We start from the raw sequence: 16,548 nt of genomic DNA on the forward strand, positions 1-16,548 counted from the left end.
GAAATTCTTTTTTATTTTTTTTATAAATACTATAAAAACAAAATCGCAGTTTCAATATGCAGTGGACATTAAAACTGCGATTTTGCGATGTCCATCTTTTTTGCATACTCAAAGTTTACCGATAAAACCACTGTGTCTCACTGATTACCGTAATCATCCCATATTATTCTAGCCTCTTGTATGGTTCGCTGCTAAAGGCCCCAAAGACCAATTGCCTTGTATTTTCTTATATTCTAAGCTGCTTTAGGACGATACACCTTTTTGAGTTCATTTATACGGCTCGCTTTCATTCAGAACTAAATACACATTTTTTCCCAGCCTGCAAGCATTTTCTCTTCAGGCTAATATTCCATCTCGTGATATTTTCTACACTTGTGCCAAATTACCCAGCAGGCTCAATAATTCTTCCTTATTCATTGCCTAATCCTACAGAATCAAGGTTGAACTCTAACGTGTATGATTACATTTTTATTTTTATTAATCAAAGCTCTTACATTTGGCGTGTACTTTTTACCTTGAGCTCCATATTGTTTTTATCAAAAACCGTAACACTCCATAGAAAAAGTTCTACATAGAAAAGTCATTTGTTCTACAAGTTATTGGTTTGGTAGAAAATACTTTTATCAAAATATTTTTTTTATCAGGATTATATCATTGAATTATTTACCGGTTATAGTGCAAAAAATTATCCAATTTTATTCTAAAGATTATCCCTTAATTTGTTTGAAAATAACATTGTTCCCAGCAGCCAAAATTATAAGCAATGAATTGGAAAATAGTTTCAATTAGTGAATTGCACAATATTTTTTTTACAAATAACTTGCACTAATGACAGTTGGAGCAGCAAAGTGTAACGCTACTAAATTTCAAAATTATATAACCTAAATTAAAAACCATTGCAAAAATTACCGCGACATGAAAGCAAAAAAACTTAATTAATCCTTTTTTTTAAATCTTTAAGTGTTAACTCTCAATCTTTTCTTGTGAATTAACCTAATTATAGAACTGCACATCTGTAGAATTCAAGCTATTTACCTCACTTAGTTTCTTTATAATACTTCTAATTATGAACATTAAAACATTAATTTGTATCATTTTTTTAGTTCTTTTTGCCTTTAAAGGATTTACACAAACAGAGAACATATTTAGTCTCGACAAAGATTACGATAAGTATGTCTATATAGATGCCATTGCCACTTTTGAAAAAGTAGCAAATAAAGGATATAAAGATGAGAAGATGTTTCAAAAATTAGGAAACTCTTATTATTTCAATGGATTATTAACACAAGCAATAAAGTGGTATGATGCTTTGTTTGAAATGAATGAGGATCAGGATCCTGAATACTATTATCGCTATGCTCAAGCATTAAAATCAGTAGATAATTTTGACAAAGCCGAGAAAATGATGGCTCTTTTTCAAAAGAAATCTGGAAATGATCAAAGCGTAAAGTCGGCTGAGAAAAATAAAAATTTTATAGACGTAATCAAAGCAAATGCAGGAAGATTTGAAATAACAAACGCGGGAGTAAATTCTAAATATTCAGATTACGGAAGTGCTTATCTAGATAATAAATTAGTATTTACCTCAACAAAAGATACCGGCAGCGTTGCTAAAAAAGTATTTCAACGTACCAATCAATCTTTTACCAATTTATATTCGGTTGAATTACAATCTGACGGAAGCGTAGGCAAAGTAGAGAAGTTTGCGAAAAAAGCAAATTCAAAATTCAGTGAATCTACACCCGCTTTTACAAAAGATGGTAAAACAATGTATTTTACCATAAATAATTTTCAGGATGGTATAAAAGGAAAAAAAAAGGAAAAAATTACTTTATTAAAATTATACCGAGCAACTTTAGCTGATGGAAAATGGGAAGACCTAGGTGAACTACCTTTTAACAGCAACAATTACAATACAGCACATCCTGCATTGAGCCCAGATGAAAAAACATTATACTTTGCTTCGGATATGCCCGGAGGATACGGACAATCTGATATTTATAGTGTGACTGTTAATAGTGATGGAAGCTTTGGAATACCAAAGAATTTAGGAAAAACAATTAATACAGAAAGAAGAGAAACATTTCCTTTTGTTTCAGACGATAATGAATTGTATTTCGCAAGTGACGGACTGCCTGGATTAGGCGGACTTGATATATTCGCTGCCAAAATTAACCCTGACAATTCTTTAGGCCCTATAAAAAATATTGGAGAACCCATAAACAGCAAACAGGATGATTTTGCACTTATAATCAATAGTAAAAATAAAAATGGTTTTCTTTCTTCTAATAGAAAAGGTGGAATGGGATATGATGATATCTATCGTTTTACCGAGTTTAATAAATTAGAGTGTACTCAAAATTTATATGGCGTAATTTTAGATTTAGACAACAACACTGTATTGCCATATTCGACAGTAAACTTACTTGATGATCAGTTTAAGATAATTCGAGAATTTAAAACTGATGCAGAAGGCCGATATAATTTTGAAGTAGAATGCGGTAAAAAATATTATGTAAGAGTTGCCAAAGAAAAATACGATACCAAAGAAACACCCGTAGATATAAAAGATGTAAAAGGCACAAAAGAGTTGGTTATAGCTTTAGAAAAGCGTATTAAACCCGCGACGATAAATACAGATCTGGCTAAAATTGTTGATGTATCAATTATCTACTTTGCTTTAAACAAATCCAATATTACGCCAAAAGCAGCATTTGAACTAGAAAAAATCTATGAGGTAATGAGACAGTACCCAAAGATAAAAATAGGTATTCGTTCACATACCGACAGCCGTCAGACAGCAAATTACAATCTAGAGCTATCAGATAAAAGAGCCAAAGCCACTGTTGCCTGGCTGGTAAAAAAAGGGATTGCTGCCAGCCGATTAACAGCAAAAGGCTATGGAGAAAGTCGGCTCTTAAATAAGTGTTCTGATAATGTAAGCTGTACAGAAGCAGAGCATCAAGCAAACAGACGAAGTGAATTTATAATTATTTCAATGAAATAATTATAAATTAGTTTTTAAGAAAAATATGGTTGATATAAAAATATTAAAAACAAACCAATGCAGATCTGGATACGATTTTTTTGCACAGAAGGAAATTTTAATTGATAAAGTTAATTCACCATTAAGATCAAAATAAAGCGGCAAAGATCACAATGCTTATCAAAATGTGATCGGAACTCACTGAATATTTTTAAAGACCAATAATCAAACAGTTCATCATTGGAAATCAATAAATTATGTCCACTAATATAGTATTCCCAAAATTATTTAGCTTTAATTTCCCAAGAAGATACAAATTGTTTTTTTGCTGCAAAAATCTACGCGGTTAAAAAAACTAATTTAATTAACTACCCCCAATATTATTTTAATTTAAAAACAAAAAGCTAATTCAAAATTTGAATTAGCTTTTTTATAAACAGAAGATGCTATCCTTAAAGGTGTGTAAATTAAAAAAAAAACTTTGCAGAACAAGCTTTAAGAATTTCATAGGTTTACTCCTGTAGAATTGAGGTTGGAAATAAAAAAAGATGTGTCTTTTAGCTCCGCTTTAAGTCGTTTTGGGTGATAAAAAAAAACTAACTTTACTGATTCTTTCAAGAATAATGATTAAAAACTTCGATTAAGCCTGGTAAATTATCGACTTGCAATTTTTCAAAAATTCTACGTTTATAAGTACTCACAGTTGTCTTTTTTATCTTCAATAATTCCAGTATATCAATATTACTATATCCCTTAATTAATAAATGGGCTACTTCAATTTCTCTGTTCGATAAAAGATCTAACGGATTAATAGGTGTTCTAGAAATATAAGAATCTAAAATTTTATCTCTCACTTTTGATGTTATGAATTTACCTGACAGCATTATAGTATCTATAGCGTGTTTCATTTCTTCCTCAGAACTTTCTTTGTTTAAATAACCAGAAGCTCCGGCATTTAAATAGCGCATGGCATAAATATTTTCATCATAAGAAGAAAACATCAAAACCTTAATCTCCGGCTGAATAATTTTAATTTCAGGTAAAATATTTAAACTATTCCCATCGGGAAAATTCACATCTAAAATCAATAAATTAATGTCAGTTTCTCGCAGAATTTTAAAAGTATCTTCAAAGTTTCCAGCCTGAAAAATTTGAGCATTCAAAAACATGTCTTTAACAATAAGAGAAACCCCTTGACGCACCACACTATGATCGTCGGAAATTAAGAAATTATAGCTGCTTGATGATCTCATTCGTGTAATAATTAGTTTGATTTTTAGATTTGACTTAATACTAAATTGAACGTTAAAATTGGTTCCATTACCCTCTTGGCTTTGAACATGGAGCTCTGCATCAAACGATAATGTCCAGTATTTTTTTCTTTTTCAGATAGCTGATATTTGACATTTTGTATAGAACCCAGATTAGTAATACAGTACTTAAGGCAAGACCAATACTAAAAAAGAAATCTAATAATCCCATTTTATTAACGGGTTCAGTTATCCATTTACTTGTAAAATCTAATATATAACCTAAAATCAATCCAATTAGGACTATCGTTAGCTGTCCCAAATCACCAATAGTATAGTTTATTATTTACCCGACTTACAATTATAAACTTAATACTACAAAACAAAAAACAACACATATTTAACAATTTTCACAAAAATTAATATTAATTTATTGCGATTTACATGTTAAAACTCTTAAAAAGAATTGAATATTTTCAAATTTACACTATAAAAATCAATAAAAAAATTGAACCAGTTCAAGAAAACACTAACACTACCTTTTTGCAATTCTCTTTTTTATTTTACTAAGAAACTCTCCAGAAATTCCTAAATGAGAAGCAATATGCTTACTTGCAACCCTATTAACTAATTGTGGATATTTTGAAGAAAATTCTATATATCGCTCTTCTGCATTTTTACTTGTTGCGCTTAACATCCTTCTATGAAGTGCAACTAAAGCTTTTTGAGAAAGTACTCTAAACATTTTTTCTATAACTGGCAATTTTTCAAAAGCAAGCTCTTTATTAATTTTATTAATCACTAAAACTTCACTATTTTCCAAAGCAACAATATTTAATCTTGCTGGAGCTTGATTTATGAAACTATCCAAATCAACAATCCACCAATCTTCAATCGCAAAGTTTAACACATGCTCTTCATTAGCTCCATTTAAATAATATACTTTAAAACAGCCTTTAGTGACAAATCCTTCAAAATCGCAAATTGTTCCTGCCTTTAAGACATACTCTTTCCTTTTAATATTTTTTAACTCAAAAAAAGAAAAAAATACCTCAAAATCTTCATCCGATATTATTGTATGTTTTTCTATTTGTTCTCTTAAGAGATTTTTCATTTGCAATTATTACATTTTTTTATACAAAGACTCAGTTTCAATATGTAATACATATTAAAACTAAGGCTTTGTGGTTACATCTACTATGAAATATTTAACGGATGTTTACTAAATTTGGGAATAAAAAAAACAATCAAAAAACCATTCTCTTTACATTTTCCAATACTCATATCTATTCGGTTTTTTCTGCAAGCCTAAGAATATACACATTAAAATCTTTAACATAAAATTCCTGCATATCATACCACGTAGTTTATAATTCGTTAATCTGCAAGTTTTTTACTCTTTAATGTCCGATACAATTCTTCCATTTCTTCAACGCCCATACATAATGAAAACGTTGCTACAATAGGTAAATTTTGAGAAAATATTACATCTTTTCTAAATGTATCAGAACGCTGAAACATAAATTTCATATTATCTTTCTGCATCATTGCATAAACATATTCTTTATCTTCAGCAAAGGATTTTTCGATACCATCTTGACTTTCTGGCATTGCCATAAATAAACTAAATTCAAGATTTTCTGCATAAAACTCAACAGTTTTTTTTATATCTACTGCTTCAAAGTTTGAGACAAGTTTACTTACTTTCATTCTTTAATTCGTAAAAGTTGTAAAGCACATTTAACTTAACCCAGTTTTTGATAATTCTAAGAATTGGTCGTTTTGTCCACTACTAATCTGATGGTTTGGGACGGTATGTTTTTGAACTTCTTAATGTTGTAAATTAGTTTATATTTTAATTTTGCAAAAATATACTTTTTTAAAACTTAAATACTTATCCAAAATGGACAACTTTTATAGTGATTTTGATTAAAATTCCAGTTACAAAATCTTTGTCTCAATAAGAGTTTATATTTTTTTAGAATCCGCTTAAATACATTATCACACAATATTTTCAGGACTTATTAAATTATATTGCAGTATAAATTTTAAGGCGATAAACCCTAGCAAGATGACAGTTTTTTTGGTCATGGTAATTTTTGGTTTTTTAAGTGGTAACTTTCAGGGCTGCTATTTCTTCTCTAATCGTTTAAATTTAAGGCTAATATAAGTCTATTTTAGATGGAGGATAAAAACAGCTTTTTGAAATTTAGACTAAACGCATAAAAAAGCTTCAGATATTTTCTGAAGCTTTGTATGAAGTTCAAAACACATTTAGTTGGCTCTGCTTCTTTCTTCTTCATTTCCAAAATCTCTTTGTTTGGATTTGATGTTTTGATTACCGAATTTATAACTCAGCGAAATTCGGAAGCCTCTACTGTCACTATAGCTTTTTACATTGGTTTTAATATCGTTTGAACTATAGGAAATCAATGGTTTTTGCGCATTCAGTAAATCTTCGCCAATGATGGTAACCGAAAGATTTTTGTTGAAAGTTAATAGCTTAACCGAAATGTCAAGAATATTCAAAGTCGAAATATTAAAAATTTGATAACGGCCCGGCAGTTGTAAACCATAGTTTAATCCAATAAATAGTGTTTTGTTACTGTTTAGGGTAAAATCATTATTGCTGTAAATGTATCCGTTATAGCCATCGATGGACTGAATAAAATTGGTTTTTGATTTTACATTTTGATAGTTTAAATTGAATCCGGTGAAGCTGTTCCACCAGGACCATTTATTGAAATTGTATGAAGTCGAAAGCCCAATTTGGTAGGTATTAGCATAGTTTAAAGGAGTGTTTCTGGTAACATTTGTATTCGGATCGATGATTGATAATTCCTGTCCAAAATCTGAAACCTGAGAAAAATAAACAGAACTTACCCATTTTTGATTTCGGATAAACGAAAACTCAAAATTATCAATCAGTGAAGGTTTCAAATACGGATTCCCTTCTGAATAATAATATGGACTTGTTTTAATGACAAAAGGATTTAAATAGTCAAAATCAGGTCTGCGGATTCTTCGGCTGTAGTTTAAGGAGAAAGAATTACTTTCATTAGGAACATACGTCAAATAGGCCGTTGGGAATAATTTTACATAATTGTTGGTATTGGTTTGATTCAGATTTTCAGAATAACCTTTGGTTTGTGTCGCTTCGATACGTAAACCAATTTGTGTCTCCCATTTGGAATTTATTTTTTTACTTCCCGAAAAATACAAAGCCTGATTGTACTCCTTATAATTAAAAACATTCGATTGATTGGTATTGAAAACCGGTGTTCCGCTTTCGTTATCATAAACAACCAGATTATTATCTGTATTAGTATGGAAAGTTTTCGCTCCAAAACTAATGTTTGCCCAGTCGTACGGTAAAGAAACATCGATATTGGCTGAGTAATTTTTGATGGTATTGACATTGGAATTCGTTGAAGAGAAAAAACCTCCGGGAATCTTATTTTTACTACTGTCTAATTCATTCCCTGAAAAGAAACGGGAGTCATTTTTGTTATAATCAAAATAATCCAGATCCATTGAGATGTTTTTTCCTAAGCTGTCTATTGCAACCGAATTATGAAAGTTAACCGCATTCATTTTTGGATTGTTTTCACCATTTGCGTTCGACGTAATATAAGAATCTGCCATTCCGTTAGCATTATTGAATCTGGTAGTAAATGGGTTGTTTGAGTTCACTTTATCTGTAAAACTGCCCAGATATTTTAGTCCACTGCTCCATTTGTCAGTTACTTTATAATCAAAACCAAGACCTAAGCTCAGTACATCTGTGGTCGATTTATTTTTAAGTTCTTGCTTCCAGGTTTCATTGGTATAAAAAATAGAACTTTCAGAAGAAGTCAGTAATTTTTGTTTCCCTTTGCTAACAGTAGCTTGTACCGAAAGCTTATCGTGATCGTACGTAAAAAGTCCGTTCACGTTTCCGCCTGCATATGTTTTTTGCGTGTAGGAAGTTCCAATATTGGCATTCCATGAATTGGCTTTTGCTTTTTTCAATTTAATATTAATAAGACCGCTATTGCCTTCAGCGTCATATTTTGCCGGAGGTGTCGTAATAACTTCAATACTCTTAATGTTATCAGATGGAATTGATTTAAGAAAAGCCGCCAAATCTTCCTGAGGCATTCTTTGCAAACGATCGTCAATCATTACTAAAATTTCCCCTTTACCTACAATCGAAATCGCTTCATTTTGAACTCTTACAGTAGGTGTTGCTTTTAAAGCATCTAAAGCCGTTCCGCCAGTAGCCGTTACCGAATTTTCGACATTAAAAACAAGTCGATCGACTTTTTGTTCAATCAGTTTTTTTCTTGATTTTAAAGTCACGCCGTCAAGTTGTACCGATTCTTTAATTTCAATCGTACCCAGATCGGTATTTTGATCTATTGTAATTTCACGGTTCATGAATTCTGTACCAAATTGCTCCAGTATGAAACGGTAATTTCCTTTTGGAGCTTTCAGAACAAAATTCCCCAGACTGTCCGTTGAAGCCTGAGCGGTTAAAGTTTTTTGTTGGTTTAATAAACCGCTGATCACAAATTCAACGGCTAGTTTATTTTGATTGATCACTTTTCCTTTAACTTCATATTCCTGACCAAAAGAATACGTCTGATACAAAAAGGCAAGTACTAAAAGGCCAATGTTTTTCATGGTTTTTAAATTAATTACCCTGCAAAACTGCGCTGAAAAAAGACCGTAAAGAACTTTTATCGACAAACCCCTGTGATTAATCTACAAACCCGGCTTTAGACTTTTTAATGAATGTATATCTTTGAAAAAAAACGAAACGATGTATAAAGGAACATTATCAAAAAGAGTAGAAGTGTTTATTCATATCATATATTGGCTTTTGATGGGGTATTTCACATTTGTTAAAAATCTAATCCAGAGCAAAAACTTCATTCCGGATCTGTTTCTTTCAACGTATATGATTGTGTTTGTGCTAACCTTTTATTTTCATTATTTTGTGGTGATGAAATTGGTTTTTAAATCCTTTCAGTGGAAAAGATTTTTTGTGGGAGTATTGGTTTCGTACTTGTTTTTTACGGGGTCGCGATGGTTGTTGGAACAGGTGATAAGCGATGTTTTATTTCATCGAATCAATTACACCAATCCAACTTTCTTTAAGTATATGGAGGATAATCTGCATTACAGCAGTATGCCTGTAATTTTAAGTTCACTGCTTTGGTTTGTTATTTATTTTATCCGTTTGCTGGAGTACAATCAGGTTATTCTGGAAGAAAACAAAAACACCGAAATCAAATTTCTGAAAGCACAGATCAATCCGCATTTTATATTTAATACGCTCAACAATATTTATTCGATGGTTTATTTTCAATCGGATAAATCGTTGGCTGCCATCGAAAAACTAAGTCAGATTATGCGTTTTACGACCTACGAATCTCAAAAAGAAAAGATAAAACTGGCCGATGAAATCGAGTATATAAAAGCCTATATAGAGCTCGAACAATTAAGGCATCAGGAAAGTGCTTTTATTGATTTCAGAATTGAAACCGAAAATATTTCTGAAGAAATTCCGCCTTATATTTTATCTCCGTTAATTGAAAATGCCTTAAAACACGGTGTTACATCTAACGAAAAACCAATTATAATCGAGCTGCGCTTAGAAGATCAAAAACTCAGTTTTAAAGTGATAAATGATATCGCCATACAAAAGAAAGATAAATTGGGAGGTATTGGATTAAGTAATTTAAGAAAGAGACTGGAAATTCATTATCCGCAAAAACATCAGATAAAAGTAGTAAATCAAAACAACCAGTTTACAGCTGAACTTGAAATAGAATTAAGATGAAGAAAATAAATTGTATCATATTAGACGACGAACCTTTTGCAGTAAGGTTAATGGCAGATTATGCTTCTAAAGTACCGAGATTAAACGTTTTGTATGCCGATTCAGACGTTTTTAAAGCCATCGAAATACTGAACAATGAAGTGGTTGATTTGGTGTTTATAGACATTCAAATGCCACAGCTAACCGGAATTGAATTAATGCAGATGTTCAATCAGAAACACAACTTCATCATTACCTCTGCTTATCCGGATTATGCTTTAGATGTTTTTCAGTTCCATGTTATAGATTATTTACTCAAACCAATTGTTTTCAATCGTTTTTATCAGAGTGTTGAAAAATTTATCCGTTGGCAGGAAACCTTTCAAAACCAGCAAACTGAAGATTTTCTATTTGTAAAAGCCGACCGGAAGCATCATAAAATAGCAACCGAAAACATCCTTTATATTGAAGGACTCAAAGACTATATTCGCATTCATACGAAAGGGGAGAAAATTATGGTTCTGGAAAACATGAAGGATATTTTGGAAAAGCTTCCTGTAAATCAATTTGTTCGAATTCATCGCTCCTATATAATCCCAAAAAGTAAAATAAAAGTTATTGATGGAAATCAGATACAACTCACCAGTGGAGAACAGCTTCCCGTTGGTGAAACCTATCGAAAGTTAGTCAGTGACTGGCTAAGTTAGCAGTAAATAAAAATATTGAACTGTACTAAATAGATTAAAGATGTACAGTATATGAATTTTAAAACCAGTGAATTAAGCTCACTGGTTTTTTGATGCAAAATATATTCCAGCCGGGGTAATTCGTCCATAAATTTTCTACTATTAGTTTCAGAAAATACATCTATTGTTAAAACTATTATATCGAATAAAACAATACTAATTTCTATGATAAAACGGGTATCACAATCCTCTTTGATAAATAAAAAATATAAAACTATAGAAAAACAACTCTAATTCTCAGAGTCAAATAATTAAATCTACTCGCTGGATTATTATGTAGTTGGTATTTAAAAATACGCACGCAGAAGCCATCATAACCTACTAAAAGTTCAAAAAGTATAATTAAAATTGATGAGATACTAAAAGGGGCTCCGTTTTGAATATTTAGAGTTATTTTTAAACACCTGTTTGTTCCTTTTTCTATTTTTTACCTAGCAAGATTATTAATTTTTCATTCAATTCTATTGTTTTGTCTCCAAGTAATGAGAAAAATTCTTTATCAAATTTTTCAACTGTTACAATTGCTTTTTTTATTGTTTTTTTTCCGTCATCTGTTAGTGCAACAGTTTTGGCTCTTGTATCTGTTAAATGTTCCTGTCGTTGAATAAAACCTTTTTTTTGTAAGGTTCTCAAAACAGTAGAAGTTGTCATTGGGTCAATTTTTGTATGTGACGACAATACAACTTGTGTTACTTCTTGCTTATGAATTGTAAGCCAATGAATACTTGCCATTAATACAAACTGTGAATGTGTCAGCCCATATTGTTCTAAAGCTTTTTTGATTTCTCTTTGCCATAGGTTTGTCACCTGCCACAATAAAAACCCTGAACTTTCTTCTGCTTTTTCTACGCTAAATGTGTTGTCTGCTGATTCACTCATTTGAAAATATTTGAATTAATGTTTTTTTATTATGTAGCATTTTAGAGCTTATAAAATTAAAATCATTTTCTTTAATTTCAAAGAAACCATAACGAAATGGGAATCCCCAAGATTTTTTGTTTGCAATAAATTCAAGTTCATTAATTAATGGAATTATTAAAATTTCTGTACAATTAAAAAACTCAATATTTCTTCTAAATGGATTGAAGTTTTCTGACATTGAAAATTGATAAATATCATCATCTTTCACTTGTCCGATTGCTGTAAAGGCTTGGCATTTTTGGTTTCCTTCCATTGTGATTTTTGAAGAATACACAATTAAGTAATCGCCTTTTTTCATTCGTTTTAAAGGTGCTTGTTTTCCGTGGCAGACTTGCATAAAACCGCCCGTTACACCGCGCATTGTGTGCTCTTTAGAAACTGCAGCTATCCAATATTTTACAGCACTCATAATTTTGAAGCTGCTTCAATTTGTTTTTTCATATCTTCAGGTAAAGTATCCACAATTTTTTGAGCGACAATTTTTATCCAAAGAAAACTTAAAATACCTTTTACAGTAATTGTATTGGTAATTTTTAATCCATCACCGGTATCTTCAAATAAATGACTGTCATACATTCTTGCCAATGGAAACTTTGTCAGATCCAGAAAACTTTTATTTTCAATAGTTTCCAGTAATTCTACTTTTACATTTGGTCCGCCTTTTGGTCGCAGTATAAAATAATTTCCTTTTTCAAATTTGCCTTCAAGTTTTGCAAATTCGATTCCGTCGTCCCAAGTATGCCAATTGTTTACATCAGCAAAGAGTTTCCATATTTGTTCTTTTGTAACTTCTTTGGTTACCATTGAATGAGATTTTGTCCACATACTATTATAGGTTTTGAATATTTAATAAGTGTAAATATAATATGTTAACTTATAATATGCAATTTGTTTCTAGTCTATTTTTGTTACTCTAACTCTTCTCTCAATTTTATTTTTAATATTTTGTTGCACATTTTTTAATTCACTATCCAAAATACTGTAAAAAGCTACTTTTTTGTATAAAATTCCTTTTCTATTGTGTCTTTTCTTAAAACACCTTCAAATAGTCTACTGATTTTTTTATATTATAAATGAGATCCTTATAATTTTATAAAATCCTTGCCAAGCTCTTTTTAAATTTTATTCATTTCATTTACCAAGTTTTCCATTAATGTTTTAGCATCTCGATGTTTTAATAATGACGCAGACTGCCCTGCCCAGTAGGCTTTAAAGTCTGGATTTGAATTGGCAGTCCCTGGATATGCTTTTAGTAAACCCATGAATTTACTCTGCAAAGGATAAGGTGCAAATAATTCTTCATGATTTTTTAATTCTTCTGTAAGTCTGTTTCTAATTCCTCTTGATAGTCGGCCAGTAAATACCTTTGTTAAGATTGTATATTTTGCTTCTGGTGTAAAAAGTTTATCTTTATGATCTTGCGAAGCGTTAGATTGTGTTGTTGCCAAAAATGCGGTGCCCATTTGTACAGCATCAGCGCCCAAAACCAATGCAGCTTTTATTCCTCTTGCATCTGCAATTCCACCTGCTGCAATTATTGGTATTTTAACGCTATCGACAACTTGTGGAATAAGTGAAAATGTCCCTGTCAAAGAATCTTCTGCCGACCTTAAAAAAGAAACGCGATGACCACCTGCTTCAAAGCCTGTTGCAACTATTGAATCAACTCCTGCATTTTCCAAAGCGATAGCTTCATCAACTGTTGTTGCTGCACCAACTGTTTTTATACCCAATCTTCGGCAATTTTCTAAAATATCTGATGAAGGTATTCCGTAAACAAAGCTGAAAATTGCAGGTTTAGCCTCATAGACAGCTTCAATTTGTTCTTCAAATTTAGTACCCAGATTAGTTGGCCTTTCAGCAATAGGTAAGCCTAATTCGTTAAAATATGGTTTGAATAATTCAGTTAATTTATTGAACTGGTCACTATCAAAAGTAGTCAAAGCTTTATCTCGATCGTTTATCCATAAATTAATATTGAAAGGCTTGTTGGTAAGTTTTTTTATTTCACTGCAGATTTCAATGATTTCATTTGATGAAAAAGGTTGACCTCCAAACGAACCTAAACCGCCAGCATTTGAAACTGCACTTGTAAGTTTTACAGATGAAAGTCCACCACCAAAAGGGCCTTGAACTATTGGATAGTCGATACCTAATAGTTTTGTAAATTTTGTTTTATTCCACATTGTCTTTTTTCTATTAAAGGATTATTAATTAGTAAATAATAAAAGTAAAGTACTTGAAAGAACTCACTGCACTTCGCTTTTATACACTAGTTTGGCTTTATGCCAATCCTATAAGTTTGAATTGTAAAACAAAATCATCATAAATTAATTTATCCCCTAAGTTGTCAATAAATTTTCCCGAACCATAACGAATATTGTACAAAGTTCTATCAATTACCACTTCCCCTAGTGAATGTAAAGTGTCTGTAAATATTTCAATAGAAGATGTAAAACTGATTGGGTGTGAAATATCTTTGATTGTGAGATTTCCATCAATTTTAATTTTATTAGTTTCAATTTTGCTTGAACTTGTTATAGTTAGTTTAGCAGTTTTAAATTTATCAACCGAGAAAAAATCATCATTTAATAAATGCGCTAAAAAATCCTGCCTAGTCTTTTTGTCTTCAATATCGGTAATCACAATTGAGGTCATGTCAATTTGGATTTCTCCGCCTATAACTTTGTTATCTATGATTTCAATATATCCATTTGCAATATTGATGCTTCCTGTGTGTAAGCCTAGCACTTTTTTTCCTGTCCAATTTACGGTGCTGCTTGCCTGTTGAATTTGAAACTTTCTCATTTTATTTTTTGTTTAAAAATTAAGAGACAAAGTTCTATTGGAAATAAAGAATGTTAAAGGACCTACATCACAAATTTTTTGTGATATACCTCACTTTATTTTGAAGGAGTGTTAAGTCTGCTGAGTGTTTCCCTTGTAACACCCAAATACGAAGCAATAAGATGTTTTGGAACTTTTTGAAAAAGCAGTGGATATAGTTGCAATAATTGGTCGTATTTTTCTTTAGCGTTATTGCTCAATAAAGAAAGTATCCGTTGTTGTAAGGCAACATTACGCTTATTCGTTTTTTTTCTAAAAAAGTACTCTATTTTATGAATTTCTGAACATAGTTTTTCCCTATTGTGAAAGGACAAACAAAGTAAATCACTGTCCTCAATACAGTCAATATTTATCGTTGCTTTTGTTTGATTGTAGTAGGCTTGATAGTCTGTAATCCACCAGTCTTGCATTCCAAACTGCAAGATGTGTTCCTTGCCATTTCTATCTGTAAAGTATGACTTTAGACACCCGCTCAAAATGAAATAATCGTTTGGTGTATTTTCTCCTACTTGCAGTGCAAATTGATGTTTTTTAATTTTTTTGCTCTCAAAATGAGATAAAATATAGTCAAACTCAGAATCAGTAAGTTCAGTAATTTTTTCTATTTGTTGTCGTAAAACATCACTCATTCACATTCTGTATTAGTTAAGCTGTCGTTTTTAAGGTGCTATTACTTGCTATCAATCTTCCACCAGCTTTATAATGGTTGTGTAAATTTATAACAAAAGATTACCAGCACAAGAAAAAAAGAAATTTGGAGAATTCGCAAAACAACTGCAAACTTAGTTTGTTGCTGTTTTTTATTAAACAAATCTTACAATTTATCTATCATTCCATCTTGAGGTCCGAATGTCATTAAATTTTTTTATACTGTCCATATTTATATCTATTTTTCCGCCAGTATATTTAATTGCGAACTAATATAGTAAATATCCTTTTTAATCAAGCTGTTTGTTTATATTCTCAAATTTCCTTATAATTTCATCAAGCTTAACTTGTTGTTTTTTAATTAACCTTGGTTTCATATAAAATCTTCCCCAAATAATAAATGCTACTATTGCTAGATAGGTATAAACTGCTTTATTAACAGGCATTTTCAAAGCATTTTCATAAAAATACAAACAGATTCCAGATGAAAACAAAACAAAATATAAATTGGATATTTTTGTTTGTAAAAACTGTTGTTTTTCCTTTAAAGCCAATAAATGATTTAAGTAATCTTTGTTACTTTGAGCCGTGTTTATCTTATTTAAAAGTTGAATTATATTTTGGCTTGAGCTGAAAATATAAACTGCCATTGCTAAAACAATTAACACAATTCCAATTTTGGTTGATAATAATTGGGGGTGAAAATTAACCCAAATGAAAATCAAAAATGCTGCTACAAGTGTGAATATTATATTTTTAAAGATTAATTTTCTTAAATTACTATGTCGCACCAGATTGGCTTTAGATACCAAGTCTTTTAAATTAGGTGCGCTTGTAGCTTGTTCTGCCCACAATTCATTAAAATTGATATTATTATTGTCCATTTTCTTTAAATTTTTGTGTCAATCTTTCTTTTATTCTATGTATTTTAACCCTTATGTTCGCTTCTGAAAGTCCAACAATTTTGGCTATTTCGGCTTGTTTTATATTTTCCAATTCAAGTGAAATAATAATACGATCTATTTCAGGTAATTCGGAGATGCATTTATGCAGCAATTGAATTTTTGGCTCTATATCTATTCTGTTCTCGTTTGCCAAGTATATTGGCAATTCCGCTTTTGGATACCGTTTTTCTTTTCTAATTTGTCGTAAACAATTGTTAGAAGCAATCCTAAAAATCCAAGTTCCAACAATCGATCCGTTTCTAAACTTTGGGAGTTGTTCCCAAACAGTTATAAATGTCTCCTGTGCAAGGTCTTGTGCTTGATCATAATCATTGACGTATCCCATACACAATCGAAATATTTTTTGCCAATAAGTAGCATATATTTCCTCAAATTCCAT

The 16,548-nt window shown here is 31.0% G+C and carries 15 protein-coding genes; 3 read left to right on the forward strand and 12 right to left on the reverse strand.

The genetic code is table 11. From position 1 onward, the window contains the following. Window positions 1-1,066: 1,066 nt before the first annotated feature. Entirely contained in the window at window positions 1,067-3,007 is a 1,941-nt protein-coding gene (locus tag OGZ34_RS18400) for an OmpA family protein (RefSeq protein WP_263361254.1), read from the forward strand. A 593-nt stretch (window positions 3,008-3,600) separates the two neighbouring features. On the opposite strand, the gene OGZ34_RS18405 is transcribed toward OGZ34_RS18400, so the two are convergent. The 4 genes from OGZ34_RS18405 to OGZ34_RS18420 all read right to left on the reverse strand — a co-directional run bounded on the left by OGZ34_RS18405 (window position 3,601) and on the right by OGZ34_RS18420 (window position 8,901). Continuing rightward, a complete protein-coding gene (locus OGZ34_RS18405; protein WP_263361255.1) occupies window positions 3,601-4,239 on the reverse strand; it encodes a response regulator in 639 nt (212 codons plus the stop codon). 532 nt (window positions 4,240-4,771) lie between these two features. Then, on the reverse strand, window positions 4,772-5,350 hold the full coding sequence (locus tag OGZ34_RS18410) for a Crp/Fnr family transcriptional regulator (RefSeq protein WP_263361256.1): 579 nt from the start codon (window positions 5,348-5,350) through the stop codon (window positions 4,772-4,774). A 263-nt stretch (window positions 5,351-5,613) separates the two neighbouring features. Beyond that, complete coding sequence (locus tag OGZ34_RS18415; protein ID WP_263361257.1) at window positions 5,614-5,946, reverse strand: bleomycin resistance family protein; 333 nt, start codon at window positions 5,944-5,946, stop codon at window positions 5,614-5,616. Between the two features lie 564 nt (window positions 5,947-6,510). Further along, window positions 6,511-8,901, reverse strand: coding sequence for a TonB-dependent receptor domain-containing protein (locus OGZ34_RS18420; RefSeq protein ID WP_263361258.1), 2,391 nt, complete (start codon window positions 8,899-8,901; stop codon window positions 6,511-6,513). 121 nt (window positions 8,902-9,022) lie between these two features. Between OGZ34_RS18420 and OGZ34_RS18425 the strand changes: the two genes are divergently transcribed. Together OGZ34_RS18425 and OGZ34_RS18430 are read left to right on the forward strand one after the other, a co-directional pair. After that, window positions 9,023-10,063, forward strand: coding sequence for a sensor histidine kinase (locus tag OGZ34_RS18425; RefSeq protein WP_263361259.1), 1,041 nt, complete (start codon window positions 9,023-9,025; stop codon window positions 10,061-10,063). Further along, window positions 10,060-10,749, forward strand: coding sequence for a LytR/AlgR family response regulator transcription factor (locus tag OGZ34_RS18430; RefSeq protein WP_173965891.1), 690 nt, complete (start codon window positions 10,060-10,062; stop codon window positions 10,747-10,749). The genes OGZ34_RS18425 and OGZ34_RS18430 overlap by 4 nt, the downstream gene beginning before the upstream one ends. Before the next feature lie 459 nt (window positions 10,750-11,208). Here OGZ34_RS18430 and OGZ34_RS18435 read toward each other — a convergent pair whose 3' ends face one another. The 8 genes from OGZ34_RS18435 to OGZ34_RS18470 form a co-directional block, all read right to left on the reverse strand. Next, the gene (locus OGZ34_RS18435) at window positions 11,209-11,667 is read right to left on the reverse strand and encodes a MarR family winged helix-turn-helix transcriptional regulator (protein WP_263361260.1); all 459 of its coding nucleotides are present in this window, start codon (window positions 11,665-11,667) and stop codon (window positions 11,209-11,211) included. Then, complete coding sequence (locus OGZ34_RS18440) at window positions 11,660-12,118, reverse strand: EVE domain-containing protein (protein WP_263361261.1); 459 nt, start codon at window positions 12,116-12,118, stop codon at window positions 11,660-11,662. Before OGZ34_RS18440 ends, OGZ34_RS18435 begins: the two co-directional genes overlap by 8 nt. Beyond that, window positions 12,115-12,534, reverse strand: a complete 420-nt coding sequence (locus tag OGZ34_RS18445; RefSeq protein ID WP_263361262.1) for an SRPBCC family protein — start codon at window positions 12,532-12,534, stop codon at window positions 12,115-12,117. Before OGZ34_RS18445 ends, OGZ34_RS18440 begins: the two co-directional genes overlap by 4 nt. Before the next feature lie 290 nt (window positions 12,535-12,824). Further along, a complete protein-coding gene (locus OGZ34_RS18450; RefSeq protein WP_263361263.1) occupies window positions 12,825-13,895 on the reverse strand; it encodes an NAD(P)H-dependent flavin oxidoreductase in 1,071 nt (356 codons plus the stop codon). Between the two features lie 97 nt (window positions 13,896-13,992). After that, the gene (locus OGZ34_RS18455; protein ID WP_263361264.1) at window positions 13,993-14,517 is read right to left on the reverse strand and encodes a YceI family protein; all 525 of its coding nucleotides are present in this window, start codon (window positions 14,515-14,517) and stop codon (window positions 13,993-13,995) included. A 95-nt stretch (window positions 14,518-14,612) separates the two neighbouring features. Then, window positions 14,613-15,185 carry a Crp/Fnr family transcriptional regulator gene (locus OGZ34_RS18460; RefSeq protein WP_263361265.1) on the reverse strand — a complete coding sequence of 191 codons (573 nt, stop codon included), beginning with the start codon at window positions 15,183-15,185 and terminating at the stop codon, window positions 14,613-14,615. A 309-nt stretch (window positions 15,186-15,494) separates the two neighbouring features. After that, the gene (locus OGZ34_RS18465; RefSeq protein WP_263361266.1) at window positions 15,495-16,088 is read right to left on the reverse strand and encodes a hypothetical protein; all 594 of its coding nucleotides are present in this window, start codon (window positions 16,086-16,088) and stop codon (window positions 15,495-15,497) included. Next, window positions 16,078-16,548 (reverse strand): RNA polymerase sigma factor, encoded by a 471-nt coding sequence (locus OGZ34_RS18470; RefSeq protein ID WP_263361267.1) that lies wholly within the window; start codon window positions 16,546-16,548, stop codon window positions 16,078-16,080. The genes OGZ34_RS18465 and OGZ34_RS18470 overlap by 11 nt, the downstream gene beginning before the upstream one ends.

The organism is Flavobacterium collinsii (assembly GCF_946903285.1).
Classification (GTDB): domain Bacteria; phylum Bacteroidota; class Bacteroidia; order Flavobacteriales; family Flavobacteriaceae; genus Flavobacterium; species Flavobacterium collinsii.

Bases quoted from the DNA above. Each gene is read 5' to 3' on its own strand.
- OGZ34_RS18400 (WP_263361254.1), top strand. From the start codon at position 1,067: ATGAACATTAAAACATTAATTTGTATCATTTTTTTAGTTCTTTTTGCC.
- OGZ34_RS18405 (WP_263361255.1), bottom strand. From the start codon at position 4,239: ATGAGATCATCAAGCAGCTATAATTTCTTAATTTCCGACGATCATAGT.
- OGZ34_RS18410 (WP_263361256.1), bottom strand. From the start codon at position 5,350: ATGAAAAATCTCTTAAGAGAACAAATAGAAAAACATACAATAATATCG.
- OGZ34_RS18415 (WP_263361257.1), bottom strand. From the start codon at position 5,946: ATGAAAGTAAGTAAACTTGTCTCAAACTTTGAAGCAGTAGATATAAAA.
- OGZ34_RS18420 (WP_263361258.1), bottom strand. From the start codon at position 8,901: ATGAAAAACATTGGCCTTTTAGTACTTGCCTTTTTGTATCAGACGTAT.
- OGZ34_RS18430 (WP_173965891.1), top strand. From the start codon at position 10,060: ATGAAGAAAATAAATTGTATCATATTAGACGACGAACCTTTTGCAGTA.
- OGZ34_RS18435 (WP_263361260.1), bottom strand. From the start codon at position 11,667: ATGAGTGAATCAGCAGACAACACATTTAGCGTAGAAAAAGCAGAAGAA.
- OGZ34_RS18440 (WP_263361261.1), bottom strand. From the start codon at position 12,118: ATGAGTGCTGTAAAATATTGGATAGCTGCAGTTTCTAAAGAGCACACA.
- OGZ34_RS18445 (WP_263361262.1), bottom strand. From the start codon at position 12,534: ATGTGGACAAAATCTCATTCAATGGTAACCAAAGAAGTTACAAAAGAA.
- OGZ34_RS18450 (WP_263361263.1), bottom strand. From the start codon at position 13,895: ATGTGGAATAAAACAAAATTTACAAAACTATTAGGTATCGACTATCCA.
- OGZ34_RS18455 (WP_263361264.1), bottom strand. From the start codon at position 14,517: ATGAGAAAGTTTCAAATTCAACAGGCAAGCAGCACCGTAAATTGGACA.
- OGZ34_RS18460 (WP_263361265.1), bottom strand. From the start codon at position 15,185: ATGAGTGATGTTTTACGACAACAAATAGAAAAAATTACTGAACTTACT.
- OGZ34_RS18465 (WP_263361266.1), bottom strand. From the start codon at position 16,088: ATGGACAATAATAATATCAATTTTAATGAATTGTGGGCAGAACAAGCT.
- OGZ34_RS18470 (WP_263361267.1), bottom strand. From the start codon at position 16,548: ATGGAATTTGAGGAAATATATGCTACTTATTGGCAAAAAATATTTCGA.